This is a genomic window from Desulfosarcina ovata subsp. ovata (assembly GCF_009689005.1).
Lineage (GTDB): Bacteria > Desulfobacterota > Desulfobacteria > Desulfobacterales > Desulfosarcinaceae > Desulfosarcina > Desulfosarcina ovata.
The window spans coordinates 3,659,378-3,685,460 of record NZ_AP021879.1 but is presented as its reverse complement, the minus strand read 5'-3'; the positions used below and the strand labels follow the sequence as shown (position 1 = coordinate 3,685,460).

Below are 26,083 nucleotides of genomic sequence, written 5' to 3'. Positions count from 1 at the left end.
GCCCAAAGGGGTGGCGTAGTGTTCACGTATTGATTTATCGTCCGGCATCGCGATAATAGGGAGCATGGATTTGGAATAATCAATTTATCCTTGGCCGGGTAATACCGGCGCCCGAAAGAAAGTGACCCCCACCCATGGCCAACCCCACGGCAACCGACAACGTCCCGGCCACCGGCACATTGGGCACCTTTGCCGGTGTGTTCACCCCCAGCGTACTGACCATTCTGGGAATCATCCTTTTTTTGCGGCTTGGTTATGTGATGGGCAGCGCCGGGCTGGCCCGGGGGTTGGTCATTATCGCCCTGGCCAACGCCATCAGCGTGATCACCAGCATCTCTCTGTCGGCCGTGGCCACCAATCTCAAGGTTTGCGGCGGCGGCGACTACTACCTGATTTCACGAACCCTGGGCCTTGAATTCGGCGGCTCCATCGGTCTGGTGCTGTTTTTGGCCCAGAGCGTTTCCATCGCCTTCTACTGTATCGGTTTTGCCGAAGCCATCGCCGCCTTTCTGCCCCACGCCCACCCCGCCACCGTTCAACTGATCGCCGCCGGCGCCGTGGCGTTTCTCTTCATTTTTGCCTGGCAGGGGGCGGACTGGGCCACCCGTTTTCAGTTTGTGGTCATGGCCCTTCTGGTGGCGGCCCTGCTCTCGTTCGGCATCGGCGGAATTCGCCACTGGGATTCGGCCGTCCTGGCCGCCAACTGGGCCACACCCGGCGATGGCGCGCCATTCTGGGTTCTGTTTGCCATTTTTTTTCCGGCCGTCACCGGCTTCACCCAGGGAGTCAGCATGTCCGGCGACCTAGCCGATCCGGGAAAAAGCATCCCCCTGGGAACGTTTCTGGCCGTGGGACTCTCCATCGCGGTCTATTTCGGCGTTGCCATCCTATTTTCCGCCAGCATGCCCAACGCCATCCTGGCCATGGATTATGGTGCCATGAAACGGGTTTCGGCCGTTGGTTTTTTCATCGATGCCGGCGTGATTGCCGCGACCCTCTCATCGGCCATGGCCTCCTTCATGGGGGCCCCGCGGATTCTGCAAAGCTTGGCGGCGGATCGGATTTTCGTTTTCCTGACACCCTTTGCCACGGTCAGCCAGCCGTCGGGCAACCCCCGGCGGGGCGTGCTGCTCTCCGCCGGCATCGCCTTTGTCACCATTGCCCTGGGCCAGTTGAACCTGGTGGCCGGCATCGTTTCCATGTTTTTTCTTATCTCATACGGATTGCTCAACTACGCCACCTACTTCGAGGCGCGCACCCAGAGCCCATCGTTCCGGCCGCGCTTCAAATGGTTCTCACCGCCCCTGAGCCTTCTGGGATGCGTCATCTGCCTGGGGGCCATGCTGGCCATCGATCCCAAAAGCGGGGCGGCCGCCATTGCGCTGTTGTTTGCCGTATACCAGTATCTCCAACGCACCGCCGGTCCCGCCCGCTGGGCCGACAGCGCCCGGTCCCACCATCTGCAGCAGGTTCGCGAGCATCTTCTCGCCGCTGCCGAGGATCCCGCGCATGCCCGCGACTGGCGCCCCCAGTTGCTGGTATTCACCCACGATTCCCCCAAACAGGCAGCCATCCTCAGCTTTGCCGCCTGGATCGAGGGCGGCAGCGGATTCACCGAGGCCGTCCAGATCGTCGAAGGCGAGGGGCCCGCGGTCAGGAAAGCGCGTGAAGCGGCCCACCGCAACCTGACCGAAGCCATTGTCCGTGGCCGCCACCCCATGTTTCCGCTGACCGTGTCGGCCGCCGATCCGACCCAGGCCATGGGAGTCCTCATCCAGAGTTCGGGCATCGGTCCGCTGCGTCCCAATACGGTGGTGGTCAACTGGATGGACGACTCGGCAAAAGCCATTTCCGGTATCAACGCCTACAACTATGTCCGCAACCTGCGTCTGATTTTCCGGCAGGGCAAAAATTTGGTACTGCTGCACACGGACCAGGAATCCTGGCAACGTCTGGAAACCCGGTCCCGGGAAGATCGCCGCATTGACATCTGGTGGCAGGGCGATGCCACCAGCCGCCTGATGCTGCTGCTGGCGTACCTGATGACCCGCAACGAACCGTGGAACAAAACCGCCTTGCGCGTGCTCACCCAAGGAGACGGAGCCCGTGTCGAAGCCGAAAAGGAAACCTTGAAAAAAACCCTCGAGGAGATCCGCATCGATGCTGCCGTGGAGATCGTAGACGATGTCGAAGCCGCCACCATTGTCAACCGGTCTGCCGATGCCGCCTTTGTTTTTCTGCCCATGAAATTCGTTCACAACCAGATTCTCGACCCGACCGGCAAATCTTTTGAACGCTGCCTGCCCCGACTGCCGGCATCTGCCCTGGCCCTGGCCGCCGAGGATATCGATCTGGATGCAGCCCCCGAAGAAGGCCTGGCAGCGCAGGTGGCCCAGGCCGCCGACGAACTGGAAGCGGCCAATAAAAAAGCGCAGATTGCCGAAAAAACAGCCGCCGATAAAAAAGCGGCTCTCGAATCCCTGAAAAACCAGGTAGAGACACTGGAAACTGAGGGGATTTCTGGCGCCGTTCCACTGGAGGAACACGATGCGCTCAAAGAGAAGCTCAAGGATGCCGCATCAGGTGCCGAAAAGGCATATCGGCGGGCCATGAAAGCCAAGGTCAAGGCCGAGGATGCCGCCAAGGCGGTTGACACGCTCAACCCCGGGGGACTGCCTGCTAAGCCACCGGACCACAAGGAATAACGCGCCCCAAGGCGAATCCATTGCGCAGCCGGTTGCCAACAAGGCAAAAAAGCTTTAGTAATGGATTATTTGAATAGGAGTCATTGGACCTGCACATGCAACAATGGGCTGTCGGTTATGATCGTATATTGTGAGGAGTGCGGTTTTAAAAACATAGTTGATGAAAAACGCATTCAGGGAAAGAAACCTCAGATTCCTTGTGAAAAATGTGGTGATTTCCTGCGGTTTTACGGCCTCAAGGCCAAGGCGTTGAAGAAAGCGGCCGCATCCAAACCGGCAAAGCGGCCCGACACCGGCCTGATTCTGAAATACGGAAAGGTCGTGGTGATGGTGAATGCGTCCCACCCCCGTGTGGAAATCGGTCGTCAGAAAAGCAATGACATCCAGGTGATCAACAACCGGGTCTCGCGGATTCATGCGACCGTTGAATTGAAGGACGGAAAATATTTCCTTACCGATCAAAGTTCCAACGGTACCTATCTTCTCATGGAGGGCAGCCAGGGTGCCACCGTTAAGAATGAAGCGGTCGTGCTGACCGCCAAGGGCGTCATCGGACCGGGGTACAAGGTCGATCTCAAATCTCCCGACGCCATTCACATCCTTTTCGAAAATCAGTTCTGACGGAGTTCATCACCGTCACCTGTTACCCGCTCGTCACCTTCCGATAAAGGAGTACAGGTTATGTGGCAGCTGCTGACCAAGCTGTTTCTGCTCATTCTCGCCGCCTACATGGCCGGCATTCTTGCTCAGCTTTTCCGGCAAAGTGCCATTGTCGGCTATCTGCTGGCCGGCAGTTTTGTTGGCGGCCTGCTTTTCGACTATGCTACGGTCGCGTCCGTCGCCGAATTGGGGGTGGCGTTGCTGCTCTTTTCCATCGGACTGGAATTCTCCTTTCAGCAGCTCAGGGCCTTGGGCCGGTCACTGCTCACCGGTGGGGCGCTGCAGGTGATGCTGACCCTGGTGGCCTTTGCCGCCCTGCTTCACCTGTTCATGCCGCTCGTCCAGGCGGTGGTCATCGGCGCGGCCTTTGCCGTCAGCTCCACGGCAATCGTGCTGCGGGTGTTGCTGGACAGCACCCAGATGGATTCCAACCGGGGGCGTATGGCCCTGGGCATCCTGCTGGTCCAGGACCTTGCCGTGGTGCCCCTGGTCCTGCTGGTCAGCCTGATGGGCGAAGCCGGTTCAATGATGACGGCACTGGCCCGTGTCGCCAGAACCATGGCTGCCGCCGGTGGTCTGGTGCTGGTTTTCTACCTGATGTTCTACCGTGTCATTCCCTGGGTGCTGCGCCGTGAAGGGCTTTTTGCCAACCGTGAACTGACCATTTTGCTGGCGATCCTGTCGGCCATGGGCGCTGTCGGCGGAGCCCACGCCGTTGGCCTTTCCCCGGCGCTGGGAGCCTTTCTGGCCGGCATGCTGCTGGCCGAGTCGCCCTTTGCGACCCAGATCCGTTCCGATATCGACGCCATCCGGACCCTTTTCGTGGTCCTGTTTTTCACCTCCATCGGCATGCTGCTTGACCTGGGCTGGCTGGTACGCCACCTGCATCTGGTCCTGCCGGCGGTTCTGCTGGTGTTTCTGATCAAGGCCGCGCTGATTGTCGGGATTCTTAAACTGTTGCGCATCGATATCCAGGTGGCCCTGGGTACCGGGATCACACTGGGACAGGTTGGCGAGTTCGCCTTCGTGCTGGTCGCCGCCGGCCGGGATGGCGGACTGGTGGGAGCCGATCTGTTCGCCGGGGTGGTGGCGGTCACCATGCTTTCCATGTTTCTGGCCCCGTACATGGTCACCACCGCCGATCCGCTGGCCCGCAAACTGGCCAGCGGGCTGTTCCGGCGACCGGTGGCCCGGCCGGCCACCGGGGATCCCGAGGTGTGCCAGAAGGCGCTGATCGTCGGTTTCGGGCCGGCGGGCAGAACGGTGGCCGATAAACTGAAAACCATGGGTCTGCATCCGGAAGTCATCGAACTCAATCCGGCGGCACTGGACCATGCCACCGAAAAGGGGGTTCGCCTGCACCTCGGCGATGGCACCAAATCCGACGTGCTCGACCACGCCGGCATCCATGCGGCGGCGGTGGTCGTAGTCACGGTGCCCGACAGCCGCACGGCGGCCGACATGATCCGGACCATCCGTTCGACCCTGCCCGAGGTCAACATCATCGCCCGTGGCCGCTACCACCGTCACATCCCGCTGCTGGAAGCGGCCGGTGCCTCCCTGGTGGTGGATGAGGAAGAAATCGTCGGCGAAAAGCTTGCCGATACCACGGCCATGTATCTTTCCGAAACCAACCTTTACGACATGGCCTGCCGAATGATCGGCAAGGCGCCCCCGGTCCCCCCGCCTCCCATGGAAACGGATGAAAGTGAGGCTGAACACGCAGAAAAGATCTCCCCGGCCTGAACAGCGGACCGATCAACAAACCCGGGTTCAAAATAGAGGATTTGTCGGTTTTCCTGTCAATTAATTTCATCCCCGATCCTTACCGCCGGCACTGCCCGGCGATGATTCCGGCCAGGGCGTTAGGGTAACGCCCCGCTGCTGCCGGCCAAGGCCCTGCTGTGGATGGCCGTCAGCGTGGGGGCGGCGATCCTGCTGGGCCAGTTGTAAGGGAGACGGGATAACGACTTCTCCTACAATCGATTCCTATCCTCCCGTTGCCATTTGCACTTGGACATTGGTCAGTCACTTTTTTGTTTGAGATCGATAATCTCCATCCGGTTGTTGCGATGGGGATATTTGGCCGAAGGGCCTTCGGTGAGTATCACGAGATCGCCGGGCTCCTCCTGGGCAGCCAGCCACGTTCGAATCCACGGGCGCCATTCACCGGGGTGCTCGGGCTCGAAGACCGGTATGACCCCATAAGAAAAAAGCAGTTCCTGGCAGGTTTTCTTTTTTGAACTGACCGCGGCGATCCAGACCGGCAAACGGAAGCGCGAGATGCGCCGGGCCGTGGTGCCGCTGCGCGTGGGGGTGATGATGGCCGCCGGCTGGATGCATTTGAGCGTTTCGGCCACACTGGAGGCGATGACCTCGGAAAAAGCCACCGGGCAGGTATCAGCAGCAAGGCCTTTGCTTTCGCTGCGGGCATAAAGCCTGCGGTTGGGTTCGATATCAGTGGCGATCTCGCGCAGCATGGCGACGGCGTCCAGCGGATAGTCGCCCACCGCCGACTCGCCGGAGAGCATCACGCAGTCGGTGCCGTCCAGAATGGCATTGGCCACGTCGGTGGCCTCGGCACGCGTGGGCAGCCGGTTGGCAGTCATGGATTCGAGCATCTGGGTGGCGGTGATGATCGGTTTGTTCAGGCGATTGGCCAGCTCCATGATTTTTTTCTGTACTGAGGGAATTTTGGCGATGGGGATCTCGACGCCCAGATCGCCACGAGCGACCATGATGCCGTCGGCGACGTCGAGGATGCCGGCCAGGTTTTCAACGGCCCGGGAACGCTCGATTTTGGCGATGATGAACGGCTCAACGCCCAGTTGCCGGGCCGCCTCGCGAACGGCACGGATATCCGCGGCGCTTTCCACAAAGGACTGGCTGATGGCATCGACCCCATTTTCAAGAGCAAAGGTCATGCAGCGGCGGTCGTGATCGGTAAAGGCCGAAATCCCCAGATCCACATCGGGAATATTGAGTCCTTTGCGCGACCGGATCATGCCGCCGACCGCCACTTCGCAGCGTATCTCCGGCGACTGGACCGACAGGACCTTGAGCTGAATAAATCCATCGTTGATGTAAATCCGGTCGCCTTTCTTGACCACCGCGGGCAGGCGCTCGAAATTGACGCTGATGCGTTCGGCCGTGCCCGCCACGGTTTCGGTGGTAAGGGTCATCGGCTGTCCCCCCTTCAGGAAAATGGGTTCCTCGGACAACTCCCCGATGCGGATTTTGGGGCCGGGCAGGTCGGCCATGATCGCCACCGGCCGGCCTGCCGTTTCCGCGGCCTGACGGATGGTTTGGATATCGCGGGCATGACCGCTGAACTCGCCGTGGGAAAAATTGAGGCGGGCAATGTTCATTCCCGCCCGGATCAATTGGACCAATACTTCAGGGGACCGTGACGCCGGTCCGATGGTACAGACAATTTTGGTTTTGTTGGACGGGAACATGGTCAATCCTTTCCGGTAAACGGTTGGCGCTGAAAGGACCCACCGATCAGGCGGCAATCAGCACAATCTGCAGGTCCATCACGTTGGTCCGCGTGGGGCCGGTGATGAGAAGATCCCCCAGCGATGCAAAGCAGTGGTACGAATCGTTATCGGCCAGACAGGCGGCCGGCTTGAGCCCCAGGGCCTTGGCGCGGCGGAGGGTGCTGCCGTCGGCAAAGGCGCCGGCTGCATCGGTCGGGCCGTCGGTTCCGTCGGTGCCGGCGGAGAGCAGAAGCGTGCTGCGGGCACCATCCAGTTCCATGGCCGCTGCCAGGGCCAGTTCCGTGTTGCGGCCGCCCAGGCCGGTGCCCTTCAGGGTGACTGTGGTCTCACCGCCGGCCAGCAGGCAGGCGGGGGGTGCCACCGGATGGCCGGAGAGGGTCACTTCCCGGGCGATGGCGCACAATACCCGGGCCACTTCACTAGCCTCGCCCTGAATCGTTGAGGCCAGCACCAGCGGGGTAAATCCCCGACTGCGGGCCACTTTTTCGGCAGCCCCAAGGGCCGCCGAAATGTTGCCGACGATCTGGTTGTGGACCCGGGCGAAGATGGGATCGCCCGGTTTGGGCGTCTCCGGAATTTTTCCATTGCAGCCGGCTTCCAGGCGGGTTTTCACCGGCCCGGGGATCCGATCCCACAGGCCATAGCGATCCAGTATCGCCCGGCAGTCGCCAAATGTGCCCGGGTCCGGGGCTGTGGATCCCGAGGCGATGATGTCCAGGTTATCTCCGATCACGTCCGACAGAATCAGGGCCGCCACTGCGGCACCGTTGGCACGGCGGCACAGCTGGCCGCCCTTGATGCGCGACAGGTGCTTGCGAACGGTGTTGATTTCGTGGATCGTGGCGCCGCAGGCCAAAAGCAGCCGCGTGGTGGCCTGCTTGTCCGCCAGGCGGATCCCTGCCGCCGGTGCCGGCGAGAGGGCCGATCCGCCGCCGGAAATCAGGCACAGCACCAGATCATCGGGACCGGTGCCGGCAACCCGATCCAGCAGCGCACGGGTGGCCGTCACCCCGTTTTCGTCGGGCACCGGGTGAGCGGCTTCCAACACCTGGCAATGTGCCAGAGGCACCCCATGGCCATACTTGGTGATCACCAGCCCTTTGGCAATGCGTTCGCCCAGCACCGCTTCCGCAGCCCTGGCCATGGTTGTGGAAGCTTTGCCAACGCCCACCACAACGATTTTTCCGATCCGATCCAACGCATAGGCGGTTTCTCCCACCACCAGACGGTTACCGTCCAGCCGCAGGTGCCGTCTGACACACACCTCCGGGTCAACCGCTTGAAGACCGGCCCTGAAAATCGCTTCGGCATCCGCTTTCAGATTCCGATTGTTGAGCGCTGCCATCCCATCTCCATGCGGATCGTTCTTTACATCGGGGCTCAATTCCATCAGCCTTGAACCTTGTTGGTTAGAATTTGGGTGGGAAGATAAACCGGCAGTCCTCATCACATGGGTTTTGTAGCTTATGGGGGACAGAGCTGTCAAAGGTATAGCATTCAAGATAATGTTTTTGGGCGGCGTTATCGGTCGTCGCGGTATGATTGATACAGCTTTCTCCCTCTGGCCTTGCCAAAAACATTATCTTAAACACTGATATAAACATCCATTTTAATCCATACATCTCGCCAATTTTGTCTGCGAAGGACAAAAATCCGTTCGCCGGGAATTGCTGGATTTAAATTATCCGGGTTGACTTCTGGGGTGACATTGATATTGTATCTCTCCGCGGCACCCTTTCCAGCCAATTTGCGGCATCACCGATAACCGCACTTCCATTTGGGCATTGGATTTCGGGCACGGCGGAGATCTTAGGCTTTGGCATGTTGACAGCCCATTGCCCGTCAACCGGCCCGGCATCGCAATGCTCACCCTTCTGCCCGTCGACATTACAACGGCAGGAATGCTCCTTTGCTGTTTACCATCGCCGCGCCCGGTTTTTGTGCATGAGAGCAAAAAACAAACTTGCGGTTTCGAATCTGAATCAGTATATAAAACACAATTATTTCAAACTGAAAATCCACGCATCACCGTTTTGAAGAGGAGGCCACATGGTTGATCCCGGGAGCTGGGATTGGGAGACCAGAGAAAAGAAAATTCCCCTGGATGCCTGGAAGGCGGACTATCGCTGGGTTGAAGAACCCTATGCCAGCCCTGATGGCGAGAAGATTGCCGCCGTCGTCAACATCGACGAGGGCGAATTTACGGTCTGTGTCAATGGTGAGACATGGGGCGAGACGGTTTTCGACAAGATCTGGCACCTGCGCTTCTCACCTGATGGACGCCTTACCGCTCTGGTATCGGAAATGGGTGAGTGGACCATGGCCGTAGACGGCGTCCCCTGGGAGAACAAATTCGGCTATATCTGGGAGCCGCGCTTCAGTGCCGACGGGACCGGTATTGCTGCGGCGGTCCAGCAGGATATGCAGTATGCCATGGTGCTTAACGGTGAGCCTTGGGCGCAACTGTTTGCCAACATGACCAATGTGGCCCTCAGCCCCGATGGCCGGCACACCGCAGGAGCCGTTCAGGTCGTTGAAGTGGACTCGGGTGAGATCCATAAATTTCAGGAAGGCACCTTTACCGCCGCACTGGATGGCAATCCGTGGGACGCCCGGTTCGTCAATGTCTGGAACCTGGCCATCAGTCCTGACGGTGCGCACCTGGCCGCCGAAGTGCGGCTCAACCTATACGACTATACCATCGCCGTGGACGGCGTGCCGTGGGACGCGCGATACGCCACCGTCTGGGAGCCACGGTTCAATCCGATTACCGGAACGGTGGTGGCGCCGGTACGGGAAAAAGGGTCCTGGACCCTGGCCGAAAACGGGAAGCCGATCTGGAAAGGCAGCTTCGTGCAACTCTGGCACCAGACGTTCAGCCCCGACGGCAACCGGCTGGCCGCCATCGTTGCCCCCAGCTACGGGCGCTGGACCGTGGCCGTGGATGGAACACCCTGGTCGGCGACTTTTACCAAGCTGGTCACCGATGCCGTTTTCAGTCCCGACGGCCGGCAGGTCGCCGCCCTGGCCAAGGATGGGGAGACCTTCCGGGTGGTGCTCGACGGCACGCCCTGGTCGGACACCTGGGATATGGCCTGGACACCGGTATTCAGTCCCGATGGAAAGGACGTGGCTGCCAAGGTGGAGAAAAACCACCGCTACACCTATGCGGTGAACAACCGGATTTGGTCCGCATCCGTTGACGCCGCCTGGGATCCGATTTTCAGTCCCGACGGCTCGCAGCTGCTGTTGCGCACGGTCGAGTCGGGAAATTATGTCCGCCGGGTGGTGCCGGTTTCCGAGATCGCTGGTTAACAAGGAGAATTGCATGCATAGCTTTTACAACTTCGTTAGTGGACCGCTGGCATGGATCGCCTTTCTTCTCTTTTTCGGCGGCAGCATCTTCCGGATCGTGCGCATGCTGATGCTGGTGGCCCAAAAAGAGAGTTTCATTTTTACCTACATGAGCTGGCGTTACAGTCTGAGATCCATTTTCCACTGGATCGTTCCCTTTGCCACGGTCAACTGGCGGCGCCAGCCCGTTTTGACTGTGGTCACGTTTGCCTTTCACATCTGCCTGCTGGCCGCGCCGCTTTTCCTGCTTTCCCACGTGATTCTCTGGGACGAGGCCTTTGGCATCAGCTGGTGGACCCTGCCCGACACCCTGGCCGATGTCATGACCATCATTGTCATCCTGGGGGCCGTGTTCTTCTTGGTGAGAAGAGTCACCCGGCCGGAAGTCCGCTTCGTCACCTCGGCTTCGGATTTCGTGATTCTGGCCATCGTGAGTGCACCGTTTGTCACCGGCTTTCTGGCCTATCACCAGTGGTTCGCCTATCCGCTGATGATGGGCCTGCATGTGCTGGCCGGCGATATCATGCTGGCGGCAATTCCCTTCACCCGCCTCAGTCACATGCTTTTCTCACCCTTCACCCGGGCATACATGGGATCCGAGTTCGGCAAGGTGCGTCACGCCCGGGACTGGTAGGCACCCATTCCTCTGACCCACCGGCGGCCGGGAACCGTATGCCGGCGCGAGTTGAAAAGGAGTTCGAAATATGGCGGAACCGTCAAAAAAAGAAAATGCCGATGTCGTCGATGACGGCATCGATGTGGGTATTTCCCGTTTGACCGAGGAAAAGATCCAGTCGGTCATCAACAGCGTTATCGACAACGAGACCGGCGCCCGGCTCAAGACCTATGTGGAGACCTGCATCCATTGCGGGTTGTGCTCCGAGGCCTGTCACTACTACCTATCCCACGACAAGGACCCCCACTACTCACCCGTGGGCAAGGTCAAGCAGACCATCTGGGAGATGATCCGCAAGAAGGGTCGGGTCAGCCCCGAGTTTATCCGCCAGGCGGCCATCATTTCTCACACCCAGTGCAATCTCTGCAAGCGCTGCGCCCAGTATTGCCCCTTCGGCATCGACATCGCCTACCTCATGCTCGTGGTGCGCAGAATCATTCACCTGCTGGGCGTCACGCCGCTCTACATCCAGGATACGGCCCACAGCCATTCCGTTACCATGAACCAGATGTGGGTCAAGGGGGATGAATGGCCCGACACCCTCCAATGGCAGGAAGAGGAGGCCCAGGCCGAAATCCCCGATCTGCGCATTCCCCTGGAGAAAGAGGGCGCCGACATCATGTACAGCGTCATTGCTCCGGAACCCAAGTTTCAGGCTCAGCTGATCTACCAGGCGGCGGTGATCATGCACGTGGCCGGGGTCGACTGGACCATGCCGGCTTCCATGGGCTGGGACAACAGTGATATGGCCATGTATACCGCCGACAACGAAATCATGGGCCGCCTCAAGCGGGCCCACTTTGAAACCGCCGAACGGCTCAAAGTAAAGAAGATCGTCATGGGCGAGTGCGGCCACGCCTTCCGCAGTGTCTATGACATGGGCAACCGTTGGCTGGGCTGGTCCATGCCGCCCTTTACCATCGTGCATGCCATCGAATTCTACTACGACCTGCTCCGGGAGGGCCGCATCAAGATCGCCAAAAAGTACAAGCCCCCCATCACCCTGCACGATCCGTGCAATGTGGTCCGCGGCGGCGGGCTGCACGAAAAGGCCCGTTACGTGGCCCATGCCATCTGCGAAACTGTCATCGAGATGCTCCCCAACCGCGAGCACAACTACTGCTGCTGTGCCGGCGGGGGGGTGATCAATACCGGCCCTCCTTTCAAGATGGCCCGTATGGATGGCAACCGGGTCAAGGCCGAGCAGCTTTTCGAGGCCAAAACCAAAGGAGCCGAAGTGCTGGTGGCGCCCTGCCACAACTGCCACAGCGGCCTGGAAGACATCGTGCACCATTACGAAATCGGCTTGGAGATCAAATTCTTCAGTGATATTATTTACGAAGTCATGGAAAAGCCCGCGTGAGGCCAGGAGGAGACATGAAAACGATCGCGCTGATCGCACTATCGCTAATCATCGGGACGCTGTCCGCCTTCACCCTGGCCTGGGCCCAGGATGACATGACCGCCGTGGACAACTCGGATTTTATCAATCCCCAGCGTTCCCCTTCGATATTCGAGCACGACCTGCACAACGAAAATGCCGGCATCGATGACTGTGCCGTCTGTCATCACATATACGAAGACGGCCAACTGGTGGAAGGTGAATCCTCGGAGGACCAGCGCTGTTCCGAGTGCCATGACCTGGAGGGATCGGACGATCAGCCGGCACTGATGCAGGCTTTCCATGCCAACTGCAAGGGGTGCCACCAGGAGCAGGAGGCCGGGCCGATTCTGTGCGGTGAGTGCCATGTGAAATAGCCGTCTGCCGGTCTGTGGCGATCCGGTCAATTTACAACACGCAGGCGCCTGCATTGCAAGCAAAGGAGGGTTCTCCCATGCCGAAAAAAATTCTCATCATCGATGACGACCCGATCGTGGTCAAATATCTGGAAGCCGTTTTCAGTGACAACGGGTACGAAACCTGTAGTGCCTCCAGCACCTCCGAAGGCCTGGATGTGGTCAGACAGGAAAAACCGGACCTGATCACCCTGGACCTGCAGATGCCCGGCGAGTGGGGCCCGCGCTTTTACCGCAAGCTGCGCCAGGACAAGGCCCTCAAAGAGACGCCGGTGATCGTGGTCAGCGGCATCGACGGTGACCATGCCATCAAGGATGCCATTGCATTTGTAAAAAAGCCCTTTGATCCGGAGAAGCTGGTCGGTATTGTGAAAAATACGATTGGCTGATTATTTCTCCTTCACAGCCGCACCTTGCTGGGAACGCCCAAGTATTTGGCCCGAATTCGATCAAAGTGTTTGACAAGGGCCTCCCGCCGCACGCGGGCCGTTTTCGCCGCATCCCGGGCGACGATAGCGGCCATCGTATGCTCCATTTCATCAATTATCTCTTGCACTTCTTCCTTCCATTCGCCTTTGTCCAGGGTGACGTACCACAAACGGAAGGTCAACGTGTACAACTGGTTGGAAACCGACTGGAGCACGGGGTTGCCGGCGGCTTCATGCAGGACCCGGCGAAAGTGGGAATCGATATCCACCAGTGCGCCGGTGTCTTTTTTTTCGTTCAGCGCGGCACACCGCTGTTTGAGGTCGCGGATTTTTTCCAGATGCGTTTCGGTGGCCAGTTCGGCACAAAGCCGGCCCACCTCCCCCTCGATCCCCAGCCGGGTCTGATAGGTGTGCATCATCTTCTGGAATTCGATCTCCGCCACCATGGTGCCGGTTCGGGGAATGATGCGGGCCAACTCCTCCCAGGAGAGCCGGTAGAGCACCTCGCGCATGGGAGTGCGGCTGACACCGAACTCCTTGGCCAGCACATTTTCATTAAGAATCTGTCCCGGTGCATACTCCAGAAAAAGGATCCGCCGTTTGATTTCGCCGTAGATTTCAGGATTCATGTGAACTCGGCCTTCCCATTAAGGCGATTTCTGTCAAAGCATATACCCGCCTGCTTGTCTTTTCATCCGTCTTCTGCGTTGGGCGTTTCCACACATAGCCCCACTATGCGTAAAAAAGCCCGCCTTGAATACGAATGAAAATCCTGCGCATCCTGGTATATTCTTATCCGCCAATCGCCTAAAAAACCTTCGATCCGGCGCACATCGGATCGAGCATGCGCCGCACCATCGGTCGACTTTTAAACGACCCATCTGACACTTGATATACCAATGGTATGGTAAAATTGAACCGGTGTAGTACCAACGAAAACAAAGATAAGCAACCGTCTTGTTTGTTGACAAATCAATCCCGATGTTTACAAATCATTGCCAACTGTTTATATTAATTGATCAAAAAAGGTTCACCAACTTATCCGTAAAGGCAACCTCCCATGTCCCAAACCGCTCTGATCATCGTTGATATGCTCAACGATTTTATTGATGAAGACGGTGCCCTGTTCTGCGGTCCGGGTGCCCGTGACATCATCCCGTTTATTTGCGCCCGGCTTGCGGCACATCGTCAGGCCGGCAGCCTGATTGTCTACCTGCAGGACGCCCATGCACCGGATGATCTGGAGTTCACCAAGTTCCCCAGGCATTGCGTGGCCGGTACCTGGGGCAGCCGGATCATCGACGAGCTGGCCCCGGCCGCCGGTGAACGGGTCATCCCCAAAACGCGCTACAGCGGATTTTATGCCACCGACCTGGATGCGGTGCTGGCCGCATACGGCCCTGACGAAGTGGAGGTGGTCGGGGTGTGCACCTCCATTTGTGTGATGGATACCGTTGGCGGATTGGCCAACCGCGATTACCCCACCCGGGTGCCCCGTGAGGGGGTGGCCGATTTTGACGCCCAGGCCCATCAATTTTCCCTGCAGCGCATGGAACGACTCTATGGAGCGATCGTCCAATGACCCCCGACGCCTTTCCCGGACCCCTGTTCACCGATCTGTATGAACTCACCATGGCCGCCGGTTATTTCCAGCGGCAGCTGCAGGCGTCCGCCACCTTCTCGCTTTTTATCCGACCGCATCCCAAACGAGGCTATTTCGTTTCCGCGGGACTCGAGGCGGTGCTGGATGCCCTGGACCGATTTCGCTTCAGTACGGAGGAGATTGACTGGCTGGCCCGCACCGGCCGTTTCAAAACCGACTTTCTGGACTATCTGGCGGCGCTCACCTTCACCGGAAACGTCATGGCCATGCCCGAAGGGGAGATTTTTTTTCCCAATGAGCCCCTATTGGAGATCTCCGCTCCGCTGATCGAGGCCCAACTGCTGGAGACCTACCTGATCAACACCATGGGGGTGGCCTCGATGCTGGCCACCAAAGCCGCCCGTTGCGTGTATGCGACGGCCGGCCGGCCCATTGTCGACTTCTCCCTGCGTCGCACCCAGGGCAGCCACGCCGGCATGGTCGTGGCCCGGTCCAGCTACATTGCCGGTTTTAACGGCACCAGTAATGTGCTGGCCGGCAAACAGTGGGACATTCCCATTTCCGGCACCATGGCGCACTCCTTTGTCACCGCCTTTGAGTCTGAAATCGACGCCTTTGAGGCCTATGCGGATTTGTTTCCCGAAAGCTCCATTTTTCTCATCGACACCTACGACACCCTGCAGGGCGCCCGAAATGCGGCCCGGGTAGGCCGCCGCATGCAAGCAAAGGGGCTTGCCCTGCAAGGGGTCCGCTTGGACAGTGGCGACATGGTGGACTTGAGCCGCAGGGTGCGCCGGATTTTGGATGAGGCCGGATTGCCGGAGGTGAAAATTTTTGCCAGCAGTGGATTTGACGAATATGTCCTGTCACACCTGATCGAGAACGGTGCGCGGATTGACGCTTTTGGTGTCGGCACCCGCATGGGCGTGTCGGCCGATGCCCCTTACCTGGACATGGTTTACAAAATGGTGCGGCTGGGCAACCGCGATGTGCGCAAACAGAGTGAAGGCAAGGTCACCCTGGCCGGTGAAAAGCAGGTTTTTCGCAGACGATCCCCTGACGGCCGTTTTCGTGGCGATATAATTGGGTTGCGCGATGACGTGCCGCCGGATGGCGCCACGGCGGCATTGCTGGCGCCGGTAATGGAGAAGGGACGCCGGCTTGGGGCGCTGCCGCCCCTGTCTGAAATCCGGGATCGTTTTGCAGACCGGTTTGCCAGGCTGGATGACCAATTCAAGCGGCTCGAGAATCCAGGTGAATACCCCGTCGCAGTGAGCCGGCGGTTGGCGGAAATACAAAAGAAGTGTTAAGGATCCAGATTGCCCTGGGACGCATAGCTATCTGCCGTTCCAATCAGAAGACAACCCCCACATACCCCACGAAGCTGCTTCCCGGACTTTTGTCGTAGCTGGTGGCGTAGACCAATTGCTCACCCCGGCGGGCCCCCATGGTTTTCCCCGCAGTGATCGCCGCCGCCGCGGCACCGCTGCAACAGGCGTTTTCATTTTCAATCCCTTCCCGGAGCACCGCCTCCGGATCCATGCGGATCATGGCATCGATCACGCGGCGATCATTCTCCCGGCGTACCCAGTCAACGGCCGCCTGGCCCGTGCCTTTTGATGTGAACCCATAGTTGGGGCCGTAATGGGTCAGGTCCGTGGAGCCGATGGTCACAATGGAAAGGCCCAGGTCCCTGGCCGTTTCCACCACGGATTTGGCCAAAGCGAGGGTTTCGGCGGCGGGCGGGACCCCCATGGCCACCACACGCGAATCGGGAAAGAAGTAACGGATAAACGGCATCTGCAGCTCGATGGTGTTGTCCTGCTGAAAGCGGCTTGGGGTTTCCAGCTGAAAGGTGTACTGGCGGGTCAGTTCGCCGGCCAGGGCCGCATCCACGGAAACCGGACCCAAAGGGGTCTCCCAGGCGCCCTCGGGCATGATATAACGGGCGGATCCGGGGTGCAGGTGCATGCCGAAAACGACCACCACATCCACTTCGGCTGCCCGGCCTTGGGCCAGCCGGTGGATCACGTTGCAGGCGACGCTCCCGGAAAAAAACCAGCCGGCATGGGGAACGACGCCGCCGACAGGGGCATCAATGGACAGGGGGTAGCTTTTGCCCTCGTCGAGGAATTGCCGGATTTGTGCTTCACACTCCCCTTGGCCCGCCGGATACCAGCTTCCGGAAAAGACCGATTTTCTTAGGTTCATGACCCAACCTCCTTATCATCAGTCTGGAATGCACGCATGGTTCATCTGCGGCAAGATATTAATTTTGTCATAGAAAAACAGTCCGGTCACGGCTTTTCTTTTAAAAGATCATGATTATTGTAGGGAAAGCCATGAAGCCGGCAGGACTGAGGACAACGGGCATCCTGCTGTCATTTTGCCCTGTAAGCACCCTGTTACCCCGGAGGAAACCATGTGGGATTATACGAATAAAGTGAAAGATCATTTTCTTAACCCGCGTAATGTGGGGTTCATCGATGATTTTGACGGCCTCGGAGAAGTGGGCTCCCTGGCATGTGGCGATGCGCTCAAGCTGACCTTCAAGCTGGACGAAGGCGAACGCATTGCCGATGCCAAATTCCAGACCTTCGGCTGTGCCAGTGCGATTGCCTCCTCGTCGGCCCTGACCGAGATGGTCAAGGGCATGACCCTGGATGAGGCCGCAAAGGTAACCAATGAGGATATTGCCGATTTTCTGGGTGGCCTGCCCAAAGAGAAAATGCACTGTTCGGTGATGGGCCGCGACGCCATGGAAAAGGCAATCGCCTACTACCGTGGCGAGGCCGAGAAACAAGTCGAGGGCGAGATCGTCTGTGAATGCTTCGGTGTGACCGACCGGCAGATCGAGCGGGCAGTCAAGGAGAACGGGCTCACATCCATCGAGGAGGTGACCGATTATGTGAAGGCCGGCGGTGGCTGCGAAAACTGCCACGACAAGATCCAGTTTATCATTGATGACATCCTGGGCAACGCTCCCCGGGCGGCCAAAAAGCCCGAAGCCCTGACCAATATCCAGAAAATCAAGATGATTGACGCTACGTTGGAGCGGGAGATCAAACCGGCCCTGAACCAGGACGGCGGCGACATCGAACTGGTGGATGTGGACGGTAACCGGGTGATGGTCAAATTGCGCGGTACCTGTGCCTCGTGCAGCAAGTCCCAGATCACCCTGAAGCACTATGTGGAGACCAAACTCAAGGATCTGGTGTCTCAGGATCTGGTCGTCGAGGAGGTGTAGCCAAGATGAATCCCATCTATGTGGACAACAATGCCACGACCCGTGTGGCACCGGAAGTGCTGGAAGCGATGCTGCCCTATTTCTCCGACCTGTACGGCAACCCCTCCAGCATGCATACCTTTGGCGGCAGTGTGGGCAGCAAGGTCAGGGCGGCGCGTGAGCAGGTGGCGCAGCTTTTGGGGGCCCTGCCCGAAGAGATTCTCTTTACCAGTTGTGGCACGGAGAGCGACAGCACGGCCATTTATGCGGCCATCCGCTCCAACCCGGAGAAAAAGCACATCATCACCACCCGGGTTGAGCACCCGGCGGTGAAAAATCTGTTCGAGCACCTGGGGAAAAAGGGATATCGGGTAACCGTCGTGCCTGTGGACCGGCAGGGACGCCTGGACCTTGACACCCTTTATAAAAATCTTTCCGACGACACCGCTGTGGTCAGTGTGATGTGGGCCAACAACGAAACCGGAACGATTTTTCCGGTGGAGGAGATTGCCCGCAAGGTGCGTGAACGGGGGATTGTGTTCCACACCGATGCGGTCCAGGCGGTGGGCAAAATGCCTATCACCATGGCCGACTCGGCAATTGATATGCTTTCCCTCTCCGGGCACAAACTGCATGCCCCCAAGGGAATCGGTGTGCTCTACGTCCGTAAGGGCACCCAGTTTGCCCCCTTTCTCATGGGCGGGCACCAGGAAGGCGGCCGCCGGGCCGGCACCGAGAACACGGCCTCGATCATCGGCATGGGCCGGGCCGCCCAGTTGGCCATGGAGAGCATGCAGGATGAGAACACCCGGGTAAAGGCCCTGCGGGACAAACTCGAAACCGAATTGCTCAACCGGGTGCCCCACAGCATGATCAATGGAGATCCGGAGAACCGGCTGCCCAATACGACCAGTATTGCCTTCGAATATGTTGAGGGAGAGGCGATCCTGCTGCTCATGGACCAGCACGGCATCTGTGCCTCATCGGGATCGGCCTGCACGTCCGGCTCCCTGGAGCCGTCCCATGTGCTACGTGCCATGGGCGTTCCCTTCACCGCCGCCCACGGATCGATCCGTTACAGCCTGAGCATTTACAATACGGAGGAAGAGATCGATTTCATCATCGATAAGATGCCGACCATCATCGAGCGTTTGCGCCAGATGTCACCGTTCTGGCAGAGGTAAGAATAAGGGGGCTGAAGGTCAAACCTCCAGCCCCCTCTATTGGTTCTCTCGTACTAATTAATACAGGTAATAAATCGTTTCGAATTCAAAGTCATCCGTTTCGCTTTGTGTTTGTATTCCAATGCAGGCGCCCGTCGGCTGGGTAATGGTGGTGGCGCTGGTATCAAAAGCAGTAGATGTCCAATCCGCAAGATCAAGAGAACTATCCAACCATGCAGGATTGTCGCTGTCCATTCGCGTATCACCATTGTAATTCCACCAGCTCAGATCGACCCAATCCACAAAATCAGTGTATTCATTTGACGGATTCTGCCATGAAACCGTCACCGTACCCGGAATGTCCAGCTCCGCGAGAGTTGTCGGAGAAATGAGAACCGGAAACATGTCGCTTTCAAGATCGGTTTCATGCAGGGGCTTTCTAGAGAGAACATCGATCCAGACAAGTTTCGGAGTGCCTGCTTCATCTATACCCACGAATAGAAACTCCATGTCTGTCATGCCGGCAATGTCCAGCCCATCGGTTTCGGAATAAAAATTTGAATGGTAAGCCGTTTCCACGTTCGTGATTTTGTATTCTGGGCTTACATCATCCATGCGTGCTAACACCAATCCACGAATTGAATCATCCGTGTCCGTTGCAATAAGGGGGAAGGAATTGTTAATAATAACGACAGCGACAATTCCCGACGTGTAGGCAACGTTCCCTGTATCTTCTATCCAAACATCCAAACCACTATAGTAGGTGGTGTAATCGCCTTGAATAATTTGAACGGCTTCGGCGTCAACATCGCCGCCGTCTAAAAAAGGATTACGATCGCCATACCACTTCCACTCGGCACCCTCGGTCGATTGAACGAAACTGGTAGGAAAAGTTTCAATATTGTCGCCCCATCTCACTGTTATATAACACCATAATCCATTAGCATAATCTCCCTTTTCATCAATCGTCTGTCCAAGCAAAGTATGGCTCTTCATTTCCCGATAAGGAGCAACGGATACCAGTGACATGCCGACAATCGGACCCTCGTCGTCATCCATCAACCATCGCTCAAGCATATCGTCGGCATTGCTGCCATCATCTAGGAAATCGTCGGTCATCAATGGACGCGCAACGGTCATCAACGTATCAAGGGAGGGTTCACTCGTCTCATACAAAGCCAAAATTGTGTTAAAAGATTCAGTGATTTGGTCAATCCTGTCAATGGTCGGGCCAACAATATCATCTATCTCATCGGGAGAAAGTTCTTCGTCAATTCCATCGGTAGTCGAATCGTCAGAAAAGAGAACCTCGCCGGACGCGTTATCGGTTAATGACACCGTTGTATCGTCTGATGTCATGCTAACCGCATCCAATACCTGATCGAATCCTTCTTCACCAACAGTAAAAGATCCGTTCATCAAATCGAAATCTTGGGGCATATCCAGGCTTGCAAAAACACTCGACAGTAAGTCCGTGATCAAATTTTGGGCGTCTTCCATTGCATCGCTGGATGGTGGGCCGGCATCTGGATTGTCGTCATAATAATCCTCCGGATCTTGTCCCAATGCAGTAGCGACAATGACATCGGTTGCGGGGGTAACGTTAACCGTCCCGGGTTCGTCAATCGTCGAGTAAAGCGTCACACTGCGACCATTGGCACTCCCATCGGCCCAAATAACGAATGGTGGTGTCATCGCGCTCACATCCACGGTATAGCTGCCATCCGCCTCAATGGCGCTGTAGGATGTGACACCGTCGGCGCCGCGAATGTTAACGGTCCCGACAATGGGAGCCCCGGCAGCGGCGATACCGCTGACGGTCGATTCAGTTGTTTCGCTACTGCCGCCGCCGCCGCCACCGCCACATCCCACGCCGATGAACATGAGAGATACCGCTATTAACAAAATGATCAACCTCGAATTTAATGCTCTGCCACCCTGCATCATTAACCATCCTTTCTTCATAATAGTTGTGATAATTGTGGTGATGTTAGGAACGTATTCAAAATGTAACAATCGTCAGCTTATGCTCAAAAGTTTAATTAAATCTCATTTTTTTGATACCATAGTTTCGTTTTTTTACTCAATGAATAATATATTAGGTTGGTTTTAGATATTGTGGAGACAGCTTTGCTGCGCATTACGTACATAGGCTGCGGTGGTGCTATCAAATATTTAGGGAATTAGATGAAATGAGAGGATGGTTGGCAAGAAATATTCGATGGTTTTGGCTAAGAAAATAGCCGGTGATCTTGGCTAAGAATTAAATCGCTATTACCAGTGACCGAACTCCGCTTCGGAATCCTACGAACTAATTGATAACAATCAGTGTCCATCAAAAATCCAGGGATACAGTTTGGCCGCGCATTTCTCGCAGATGCCATGGCTGACATAGGTTCCGAGATGCTTATGGAAATAGCCTGCCGGCGACTCCCATTGGCCGGATTCGTCACGCAGTTTGTTGCAATGGGAGCAGACCACAACCGTCCCATGTGCTACGTGCCATGGGCGTTCCCTTCACCGCCGCCCACGGATCGATCCGTTACAGCCTGAGCATTTACAATACGGAGGAAGAGATCGATTTCATCATCGAGAAGATGCCGCCCATCATCGAGCGCTTGCGGCAAATGTAACCGTTCTGGCAGCAGGCCCGGCAAGCCTGAAAAACGTCGGGGGAACGTGTTCGGCTTTCCCCCGATGCGTTTTGTCTATCCGGTTCCGTCAATCATCCTCTTTCCCATCAAAAATCCAGGGATACAGTTTGGCCGCGCATTTCTCGCAGATGCCATGGCTGACATGGGTCCCGAGATGCTTGTGGAAATAGCCTGCTGGCGACTCCCATTGGCCGGATTCGTCACGCAGTTTGTTGCAATGGGAGCAGACCACAACCATCGCCTCCAATCGGTCGGGGTCGTCATTTTCGGGGCCGCGCCGGGGCCGGCGGGATGGCTGTTGTGTCATCTGATCGGTGATGTCGATGGCAATGCCCATTTTGACCATGCGGCCGTCCTCCGTCATCGTCGCTACGTCGATGATGTCGTACCAGCACTGGGTCAACTCATTTTTCACCTGCCGCCGGCAGCTTCCGGTGGGCAAACCTTCCTCGTCCATCAGCTGATGATTGCTGCAGAACTGGCACGGGCCACTTTGATCCTTCTGAAACACCTGCCAGCACATTTTTTCAGCGATGTCACCGAATATTTTCTTCATGTGCCGACTGGCGTAGAGCACTTCATGGGTTTGCATGTCGATTACCGAGATAATTACCGGTAGATGATCAAGGATGTCATTTGGATAGTTCATGGGGTCGTTTCGCGATGAGGGTGTGTATCCGTTGTTAATCTCATAGAGGACCAGTCCGGTCATGTCAGTGAGTTTCAGTTTTTGCCTGATGGAATCGCGGTGCCGTTTTACGATCGAGGCGGGAATCATGAGTCATTTGTTCATTTGGAAATTAATGGATTTTACCTTGCATTTACGATGCGGTTATAGTTTTTATTTCTTTAAACAGTAGTTTTTATACAAAAGCAGTGCCAATCGATGAATGAATGGCTATCGATTAAACCTATTGATATAAAAAGGTTTTTTTTGCCTGTGGTGGGATAGCAATGCGATTCTGTAACGATCGGTTACGGTTGTTTGCCCATTTTGTCCTGGTTTTCTGTCACCTTCTTACACAGGCTTGGGTGCCGGAGAAACGGTTCTGAAAAAATACTATTCAGCCTGACGTCGTGATTGACCATGAGCAGACCTACAATTTTCCTTGTCGATGACAACGAGGCGTTTCTAGATCTTTTTGCTTCCCTTACCGAGGATCAGGATTTTGACCTCAACACCTTTGATTGCCCGCAAAAGGCGCTTGATGCGTTGGACCGCGATCCCCCTGATCTGATCATTTCCGATGTCCAGATGCCGGCGATGAGCGGTCTCGACCTGTTTCATCGGGTAAGTGATCGGGCACCGGCGACCCCGGTGATTCTGATTACGGCCTTCGGTTCCACCGAGCAGGCGGTCCAGGCGGTCCAGCAGGGGGCTTTTCACTATTTCGAAAAGCCCATTACCGACAAGTTGCCGCTTTTCTGGGCCACGGTACGCGAAGCCCTGGCAAAAGGTCAGATGCAGCGCCACCTGGCCATATTCAAGAAAAAACGGGAACTGGGGATGAAGCCGCCGGCAACACTCATCGGCCGCTCCCCTGCCATCCAAAAGGTGGTCGAATCGATCCAGTTGGTGGCCGGGCTGCCGGCCACGGTGCTGATTTCCGGCGAGACCGGTTCGGGCAAAGAGCTGGTGGCCCAGCTGATCCACGAGCAAAGCGGCCGGCTTTCCGAGACCTTTTTTGCGGTTAACTGCGGCGAGTTTTCTTCCGGCGTGCTGGAGAGCGAATTGTTCGGGCATGAACGGGGCGCCTTTACGGGAGCGGTCGATCGGCACCTGGGGTTTTTTGAAATGGCCGACCAGGGCACCCTGTTTCTGGACGAGATCGGGGACGCGCCCGCCACATTCCAGACCAAACTGTTGCGTGTCCTGGAATCCAAACGGTTTACCCGGGTGGGGGGCACGGCGGCCGTTAAATCGGACTTTCGCCTGATTGCGGCAACCAACCAGGACCTGAAGAAAAAAATGGGGATGGGGACTTTTCGCAGCGACCTATTTTATCGTATCAACGTCTATGGGATCGAAATGCCGCCCCTCAGGCAGCGCAGGGAAGATATTCCCCTGTTGGCCAGCTACTATCTGACCCAATTCGGTCAACGATACGGACGTAGCATCCAAGGCCTGTCCGAGGCAGCCCTGCACGCCCTGCGACGGTACGACTGGCCCGGTAACGTGCGCGAACTGATCAATGTCATTGAACGGGCGGTGATCATCTGCCGGGACGACACGATCACCACCGCTGACCTTCCCTTTGACGCGGCGACCAACGAGGCGGAACTTTCCGATCTCAACCTGGTGGAGATGGAGAAGTTTACCATGGACCTGGCCCTTCGGCGAACCGACGGCAACAAGAGCCAGGCCGCCCAGCTCTTGGGCATCAGCCGAAAAACATTGATCGAGAAGGTCAAAAAGTACCGACTGGAGTATTGAGTTCAACAGTGATATCTTCTGCTTTCTGGACAACTGCCTGCATTGGCGCACTGGTTCTGCTGCTTTTTTGCATTTCGATTGCACCCGCCGCGGAGCTATCCCCGGAAAACGCGTATGTTATAGAACCGGTTGTGGTGACCGCCACCCGGTCTCCGGTTCGTGAGGATCAGACCACCGCCAACGTGACCGTGATCACGGCCGAGGAGATTGAACGTCTGCCGGCCACCAATGTCGCCGAGGTGCTGCAGTACCTCCCCGGGGTATTTGTGGAGATCGACAGCGGGCCCGGAAGTCCGGCTAATGGAATCAGTATTCAAGGGTGCGAGACAAGGCACGTGGCCGTGTACCAGGACAATGTTCCCCTGGAAATGATGGCCAACCCGCAAACCGATCTGGCTTATCTGCCCGTTGATAATATAGAAAAAATAGAGGTGGTCAAGGGGGTGGCATCGGCCGCCTGGGGCTCTTCGCTGGGAGGCGTGATCAACATTATCACCAAGGACCCTGACCGGAAAAAGCCCCTTTCCATCGATGCCACCGGTTCCTGCGGCGAAAACCATACCCGTCGGATCCGGGCCGGCGTCAGCGGTTTCAAGGGACAATTGGGCTGGCTGGTGTCCGGTGTGCATGAAAAGAGCGACGGATTCTTTGACCATTCCGAATATCGTCAGAACGGGGGATACGCCAAACTCGATTATGGTGTGGGCCAAACCGGCCAGGTCCGTTTCGTCGCCTTTTCCAATACCGGGCGAGATGCCGAGTGGCTGCCGGACGAGCCGGATTTCTGGGATGACCGGGAACAGCGGCGGGCCTACCAAACCCTGTCTTTCGAAACCGCTCCGACCGATGCGACGATCCTGACCGTGGAACTGCGGCACCATCGATACGAGACACGAGTCGATGATGTGTATGTCGATCATCGGGAACTCTACAGTGACTATGAAGATGAACTGTGGGGGGGGAGCGCCCGCATGCAATGGGACGCCCCTAGGCAGCATGCGGTGACCGCCGGATGCGATATCGATTGGGGGAAGTATGATTGGACCTATTACCAGGAAGCCTATGACACCCGAAATTGGGCGGTCTGGGTCAACGACACCATCGCCATGGGGCCGGTCCATGTCAACGCCGGCCTGCGTTATGACGACAATTTCAATTTCGGAAACGAACTCAGCCCCTCCCTTGGCGCGGTTTACCCGTTTTCGCGATACGATGCATTGATCCGAGCCCAGGTGTCCCGGGGATTTTCGGCGCCGCCGGCGTCCTTGGTCAACGATCCCACCTATGGGAATCCGGACCTTAAGGCGGAAACGGCCGTCAATTATCAGATCGGCGGGCAGATTCAGCCGAACCGGTATTTCAAGGTCGAGCTTACTTTTTTCCGGGCCGATGTGGACGACCTGATCACTTACAATTACGAAACCGAGCGGCATCAAAACATCGAAACGGTGACCCGCCAGGGAATCGAAGGCGGTGTCAGCGTATTTTCGGATTTCGGTTTGGCGTTCCATTTCGGCGGCACTTACGTGGATGTTTTCAACGAGAAGACCGACGAGAGAATCGAGGATATTCCGAAACTGATCTATACGGCGCGAGTCCTGTACACAGGGGGACGCTTCACCCACACGCTGGTGGGTCGGATGGTCGACCACAATTCCAGTTTTCCGGAAACCCGGGACAAGCGGTTCGTCTGGGATTACAAGCTCACGTTTCGCCTGCCCACGCCAACATCATACGGTCGATACAAGCTGTTCGCCAATATCCATAACCTGACCGATTCCGACTATATCGTCCGCCCCAACTGGCCCAAACCGGGGCGCTGGGTGGAGGGGGGGCTGCAGTTTGTTTTTTGAAGATGATACCGGAACACTTATCGATACGGA

21 protein-coding genes are annotated in these 26,083 nt (G+C 57.1%); 15 read left to right on the top strand and 6 right to left on the bottom strand.

Features of this window, described 5'->3' with window-relative positions; translation table 11 throughout:
* The first annotated feature begins 134 nt into the window (after window positions 1–134).
* The 3 genes from GN112_RS16320 to GN112_RS16310 all read left to right on the top strand — a co-directional run bounded on the left by GN112_RS16320 (window position 135) and on the right by GN112_RS16310 (window position 5,111).
* Window positions 135–2,705: an amino acid permease gene (locus tag GN112_RS16320; protein ID WP_155311183.1), complete on the top strand. Its 2,571-nt coding sequence runs from the start codon at window positions 135–137 to the stop codon at window positions 2,703–2,705.
* A 117-nt stretch (window positions 2,706–2,822) separates the two neighbouring features.
* Window positions 2,823–3,326, top strand: coding sequence for an FHA domain-containing protein (locus GN112_RS16315; RefSeq protein ID WP_162458964.1), 504 nt, complete (start codon window positions 2,823–2,825; stop codon window positions 3,324–3,326).
* Window positions 3,327–3,386: 60 nt separating this feature from the next.
* Window positions 3,387–5,111 carry a cation:proton antiporter gene (locus tag GN112_RS16310; protein WP_155311181.1) on the top strand — a complete coding sequence of 575 codons (1,725 nt, stop codon included), beginning with the start codon at window positions 3,387–3,389 and terminating at the stop codon, window positions 5,109–5,111.
* 278 nt (window positions 5,112–5,389) lie between these two features.
* Here GN112_RS16310 and pyk read toward each other — a convergent pair whose 3' ends face one another.
* Window positions 5,390–6,823: a pyruvate kinase gene (pyk, locus tag GN112_RS16305; protein WP_155311180.1), complete on the bottom strand. Its 1,434-nt coding sequence runs from the start codon at window positions 6,821–6,823 to the stop codon at window positions 5,390–5,392.
* 46 nt (window positions 6,824–6,869) lie between these two features.
* A complete protein-coding gene (locus GN112_RS16300; protein ID WP_231717039.1) occupies window positions 6,870–8,255 on the bottom strand; it encodes a glycerate kinase type-2 family protein in 1,386 nt (461 codons plus the stop codon).
* A 659-nt stretch (window positions 8,256–8,914) separates the two neighbouring features.
* On the opposite strand from GN112_RS16300, the gene tmcD reads away from it, so the two are divergent.
* From tmcD to divK, 5 genes are all read left to right on the top strand, one after another.
* Window positions 8,915–10,180, top strand: a complete 1,266-nt coding sequence (gene tmcD, locus GN112_RS16295; protein ID WP_155311179.1) for an electron transfer complex subunit TmcD — start codon at window positions 8,915–8,917, stop codon at window positions 10,178–10,180.
* Window positions 10,181–10,193: 13 nt separating this feature from the next.
* Window positions 10,194–10,853, top strand: coding sequence for a TmcC family electron transfer complex membrane anchor subunit (gene tmcC / locus GN112_RS16290; protein ID WP_155311178.1), 660 nt, complete (start codon window positions 10,194–10,196; stop codon window positions 10,851–10,853).
* A 70-nt stretch (window positions 10,854–10,923) separates the two neighbouring features.
* Window positions 10,924–12,258 carry an electron transfer complex ferredoxin TmcB gene (gene tmcB, locus GN112_RS16285; RefSeq protein ID WP_155311177.1) on the top strand — a complete coding sequence of 445 codons (1,335 nt, stop codon included), beginning with the start codon at window positions 10,924–10,926 and terminating at the stop codon, window positions 12,256–12,258.
* Between the two features lie 14 nt (window positions 12,259–12,272).
* Window positions 12,273–12,653 carry an acidic tetraheme cytochrome c3 TmcA gene (gene tmcA / locus GN112_RS16280; protein ID WP_155311176.1) on the top strand — a complete coding sequence of 127 codons (381 nt, stop codon included), beginning with the start codon at window positions 12,273–12,275 and terminating at the stop codon, window positions 12,651–12,653.
* A 77-nt stretch (window positions 12,654–12,730) separates the two neighbouring features.
* Window positions 12,731–13,081, top strand: coding sequence for a DVU0259 family response regulator domain-containing protein (gene divK, locus GN112_RS16275; RefSeq protein ID WP_155311175.1), 351 nt, complete (start codon window positions 12,731–12,733; stop codon window positions 13,079–13,081).
* Window positions 13,082–13,092: 11 nt separating this feature from the next.
* Here the strand turns inward: divK and GN112_RS16270 are convergent, their stop codons facing one another.
* Window positions 13,093–13,749 (bottom strand): GntR family transcriptional regulator, encoded by a 657-nt coding sequence (locus GN112_RS16270; protein ID WP_155311174.1) that lies wholly within the window; start codon window positions 13,747–13,749, stop codon window positions 13,093–13,095.
* Window positions 13,750–14,180: 431 nt separating this feature from the next.
* Here GN112_RS16270 and GN112_RS16265 point away from each other — a divergent pair, with 431 nt between their 5' ends.
* Together GN112_RS16265 and GN112_RS16260 are read left to right on the top strand one after the other, a co-directional pair.
* Entirely contained in the window at window positions 14,181–14,702 is a 522-nt protein-coding gene (locus tag GN112_RS16265; protein WP_155311173.1) for a cysteine hydrolase family protein, read from the top strand.
* Window positions 14,699–16,033: a nicotinate phosphoribosyltransferase gene (locus GN112_RS16260; protein ID WP_155311172.1), complete on the top strand. Its 1,335-nt coding sequence runs from the start codon at window positions 14,699–14,701 to the stop codon at window positions 16,031–16,033. The genes GN112_RS16265 and GN112_RS16260 overlap by 4 nt, the downstream gene beginning before the upstream one ends.
* 43 nt (window positions 16,034–16,076) lie before the next feature.
* On the opposite strand, the gene amrB is transcribed toward GN112_RS16260, so the two are convergent.
* Window positions 16,077–16,934, bottom strand: a complete 858-nt coding sequence (gene amrB, locus GN112_RS16255; protein ID WP_155311171.1) for an AmmeMemoRadiSam system protein B — start codon at window positions 16,932–16,934, stop codon at window positions 16,077–16,079.
* Between the two features lie 211 nt (window positions 16,935–17,145).
* Between amrB and nifU the strand changes: the two genes are divergently transcribed.
* Both nifU and nifS read left to right on the top strand, forming a co-directional pair.
* Window positions 17,146–17,970: a Fe-S cluster assembly protein NifU gene (gene nifU, locus GN112_RS16250; RefSeq protein ID WP_155311170.1), complete on the top strand. Its 825-nt coding sequence runs from the start codon at window positions 17,146–17,148 to the stop codon at window positions 17,968–17,970.
* A 5-nt stretch (window positions 17,971–17,975) separates the two neighbouring features.
* Window positions 17,976–19,133 carry a cysteine desulfurase NifS gene (gene nifS / locus GN112_RS16245; protein ID WP_155311169.1) on the top strand — a complete coding sequence of 386 codons (1,158 nt, stop codon included), beginning with the start codon at window positions 17,976–17,978 and terminating at the stop codon, window positions 19,131–19,133.
* Window positions 19,134–19,190: 57 nt separating this feature from the next.
* On the opposite strand, the gene GN112_RS16240 is transcribed toward nifS, so the two are convergent.
* Window positions 19,191–21,059: a hypothetical protein gene (locus tag GN112_RS16240; RefSeq protein ID WP_155311168.1), complete on the bottom strand. Its 1,869-nt coding sequence runs from the start codon at window positions 21,057–21,059 to the stop codon at window positions 19,191–19,193.
* Between the two features lie 557 nt (window positions 21,060–21,616).
* Here GN112_RS16240 and GN112_RS16235 point away from each other — a divergent pair.
* On the top strand, window positions 21,617–21,745 hold the full coding sequence (locus GN112_RS16235; protein WP_331457531.1) for a hypothetical protein: 129 nt from the start codon (window positions 21,617–21,619) through the stop codon (window positions 21,743–21,745).
* A gap of 88 nt (window positions 21,746–21,833) precedes the next feature.
* On the opposite strand, the gene GN112_RS16230 is transcribed toward GN112_RS16235, so the two are convergent.
* The gene (locus GN112_RS16230; RefSeq protein ID WP_155311167.1) at window positions 21,834–22,544 is read right to left on the bottom strand and encodes a hypothetical protein; all 711 of its coding nucleotides are present in this window, start codon (window positions 22,542–22,544) and stop codon (window positions 21,834–21,836) included.
* Window positions 22,545–22,853: 309 nt separating this feature from the next.
* On the opposite strand from GN112_RS16230, the gene GN112_RS16225 reads away from it, so the two are divergent.
* Window positions 22,854–24,200 (top strand): sigma-54-dependent transcriptional regulator, encoded by a 1,347-nt coding sequence (locus GN112_RS16225; RefSeq protein ID WP_155311166.1) that lies wholly within the window; start codon window positions 22,854–22,856, stop codon window positions 24,198–24,200.
* Between the two features lie 8 nt (window positions 24,201–24,208).
* Window positions 24,209–26,053: a TonB-dependent receptor plug domain-containing protein gene (locus tag GN112_RS16220; RefSeq protein ID WP_155311165.1), complete on the top strand. Its 1,845-nt coding sequence runs from the start codon at window positions 24,209–24,211 to the stop codon at window positions 26,051–26,053.
* Window positions 26,054–26,083: the final 30 nt, after the last annotated feature.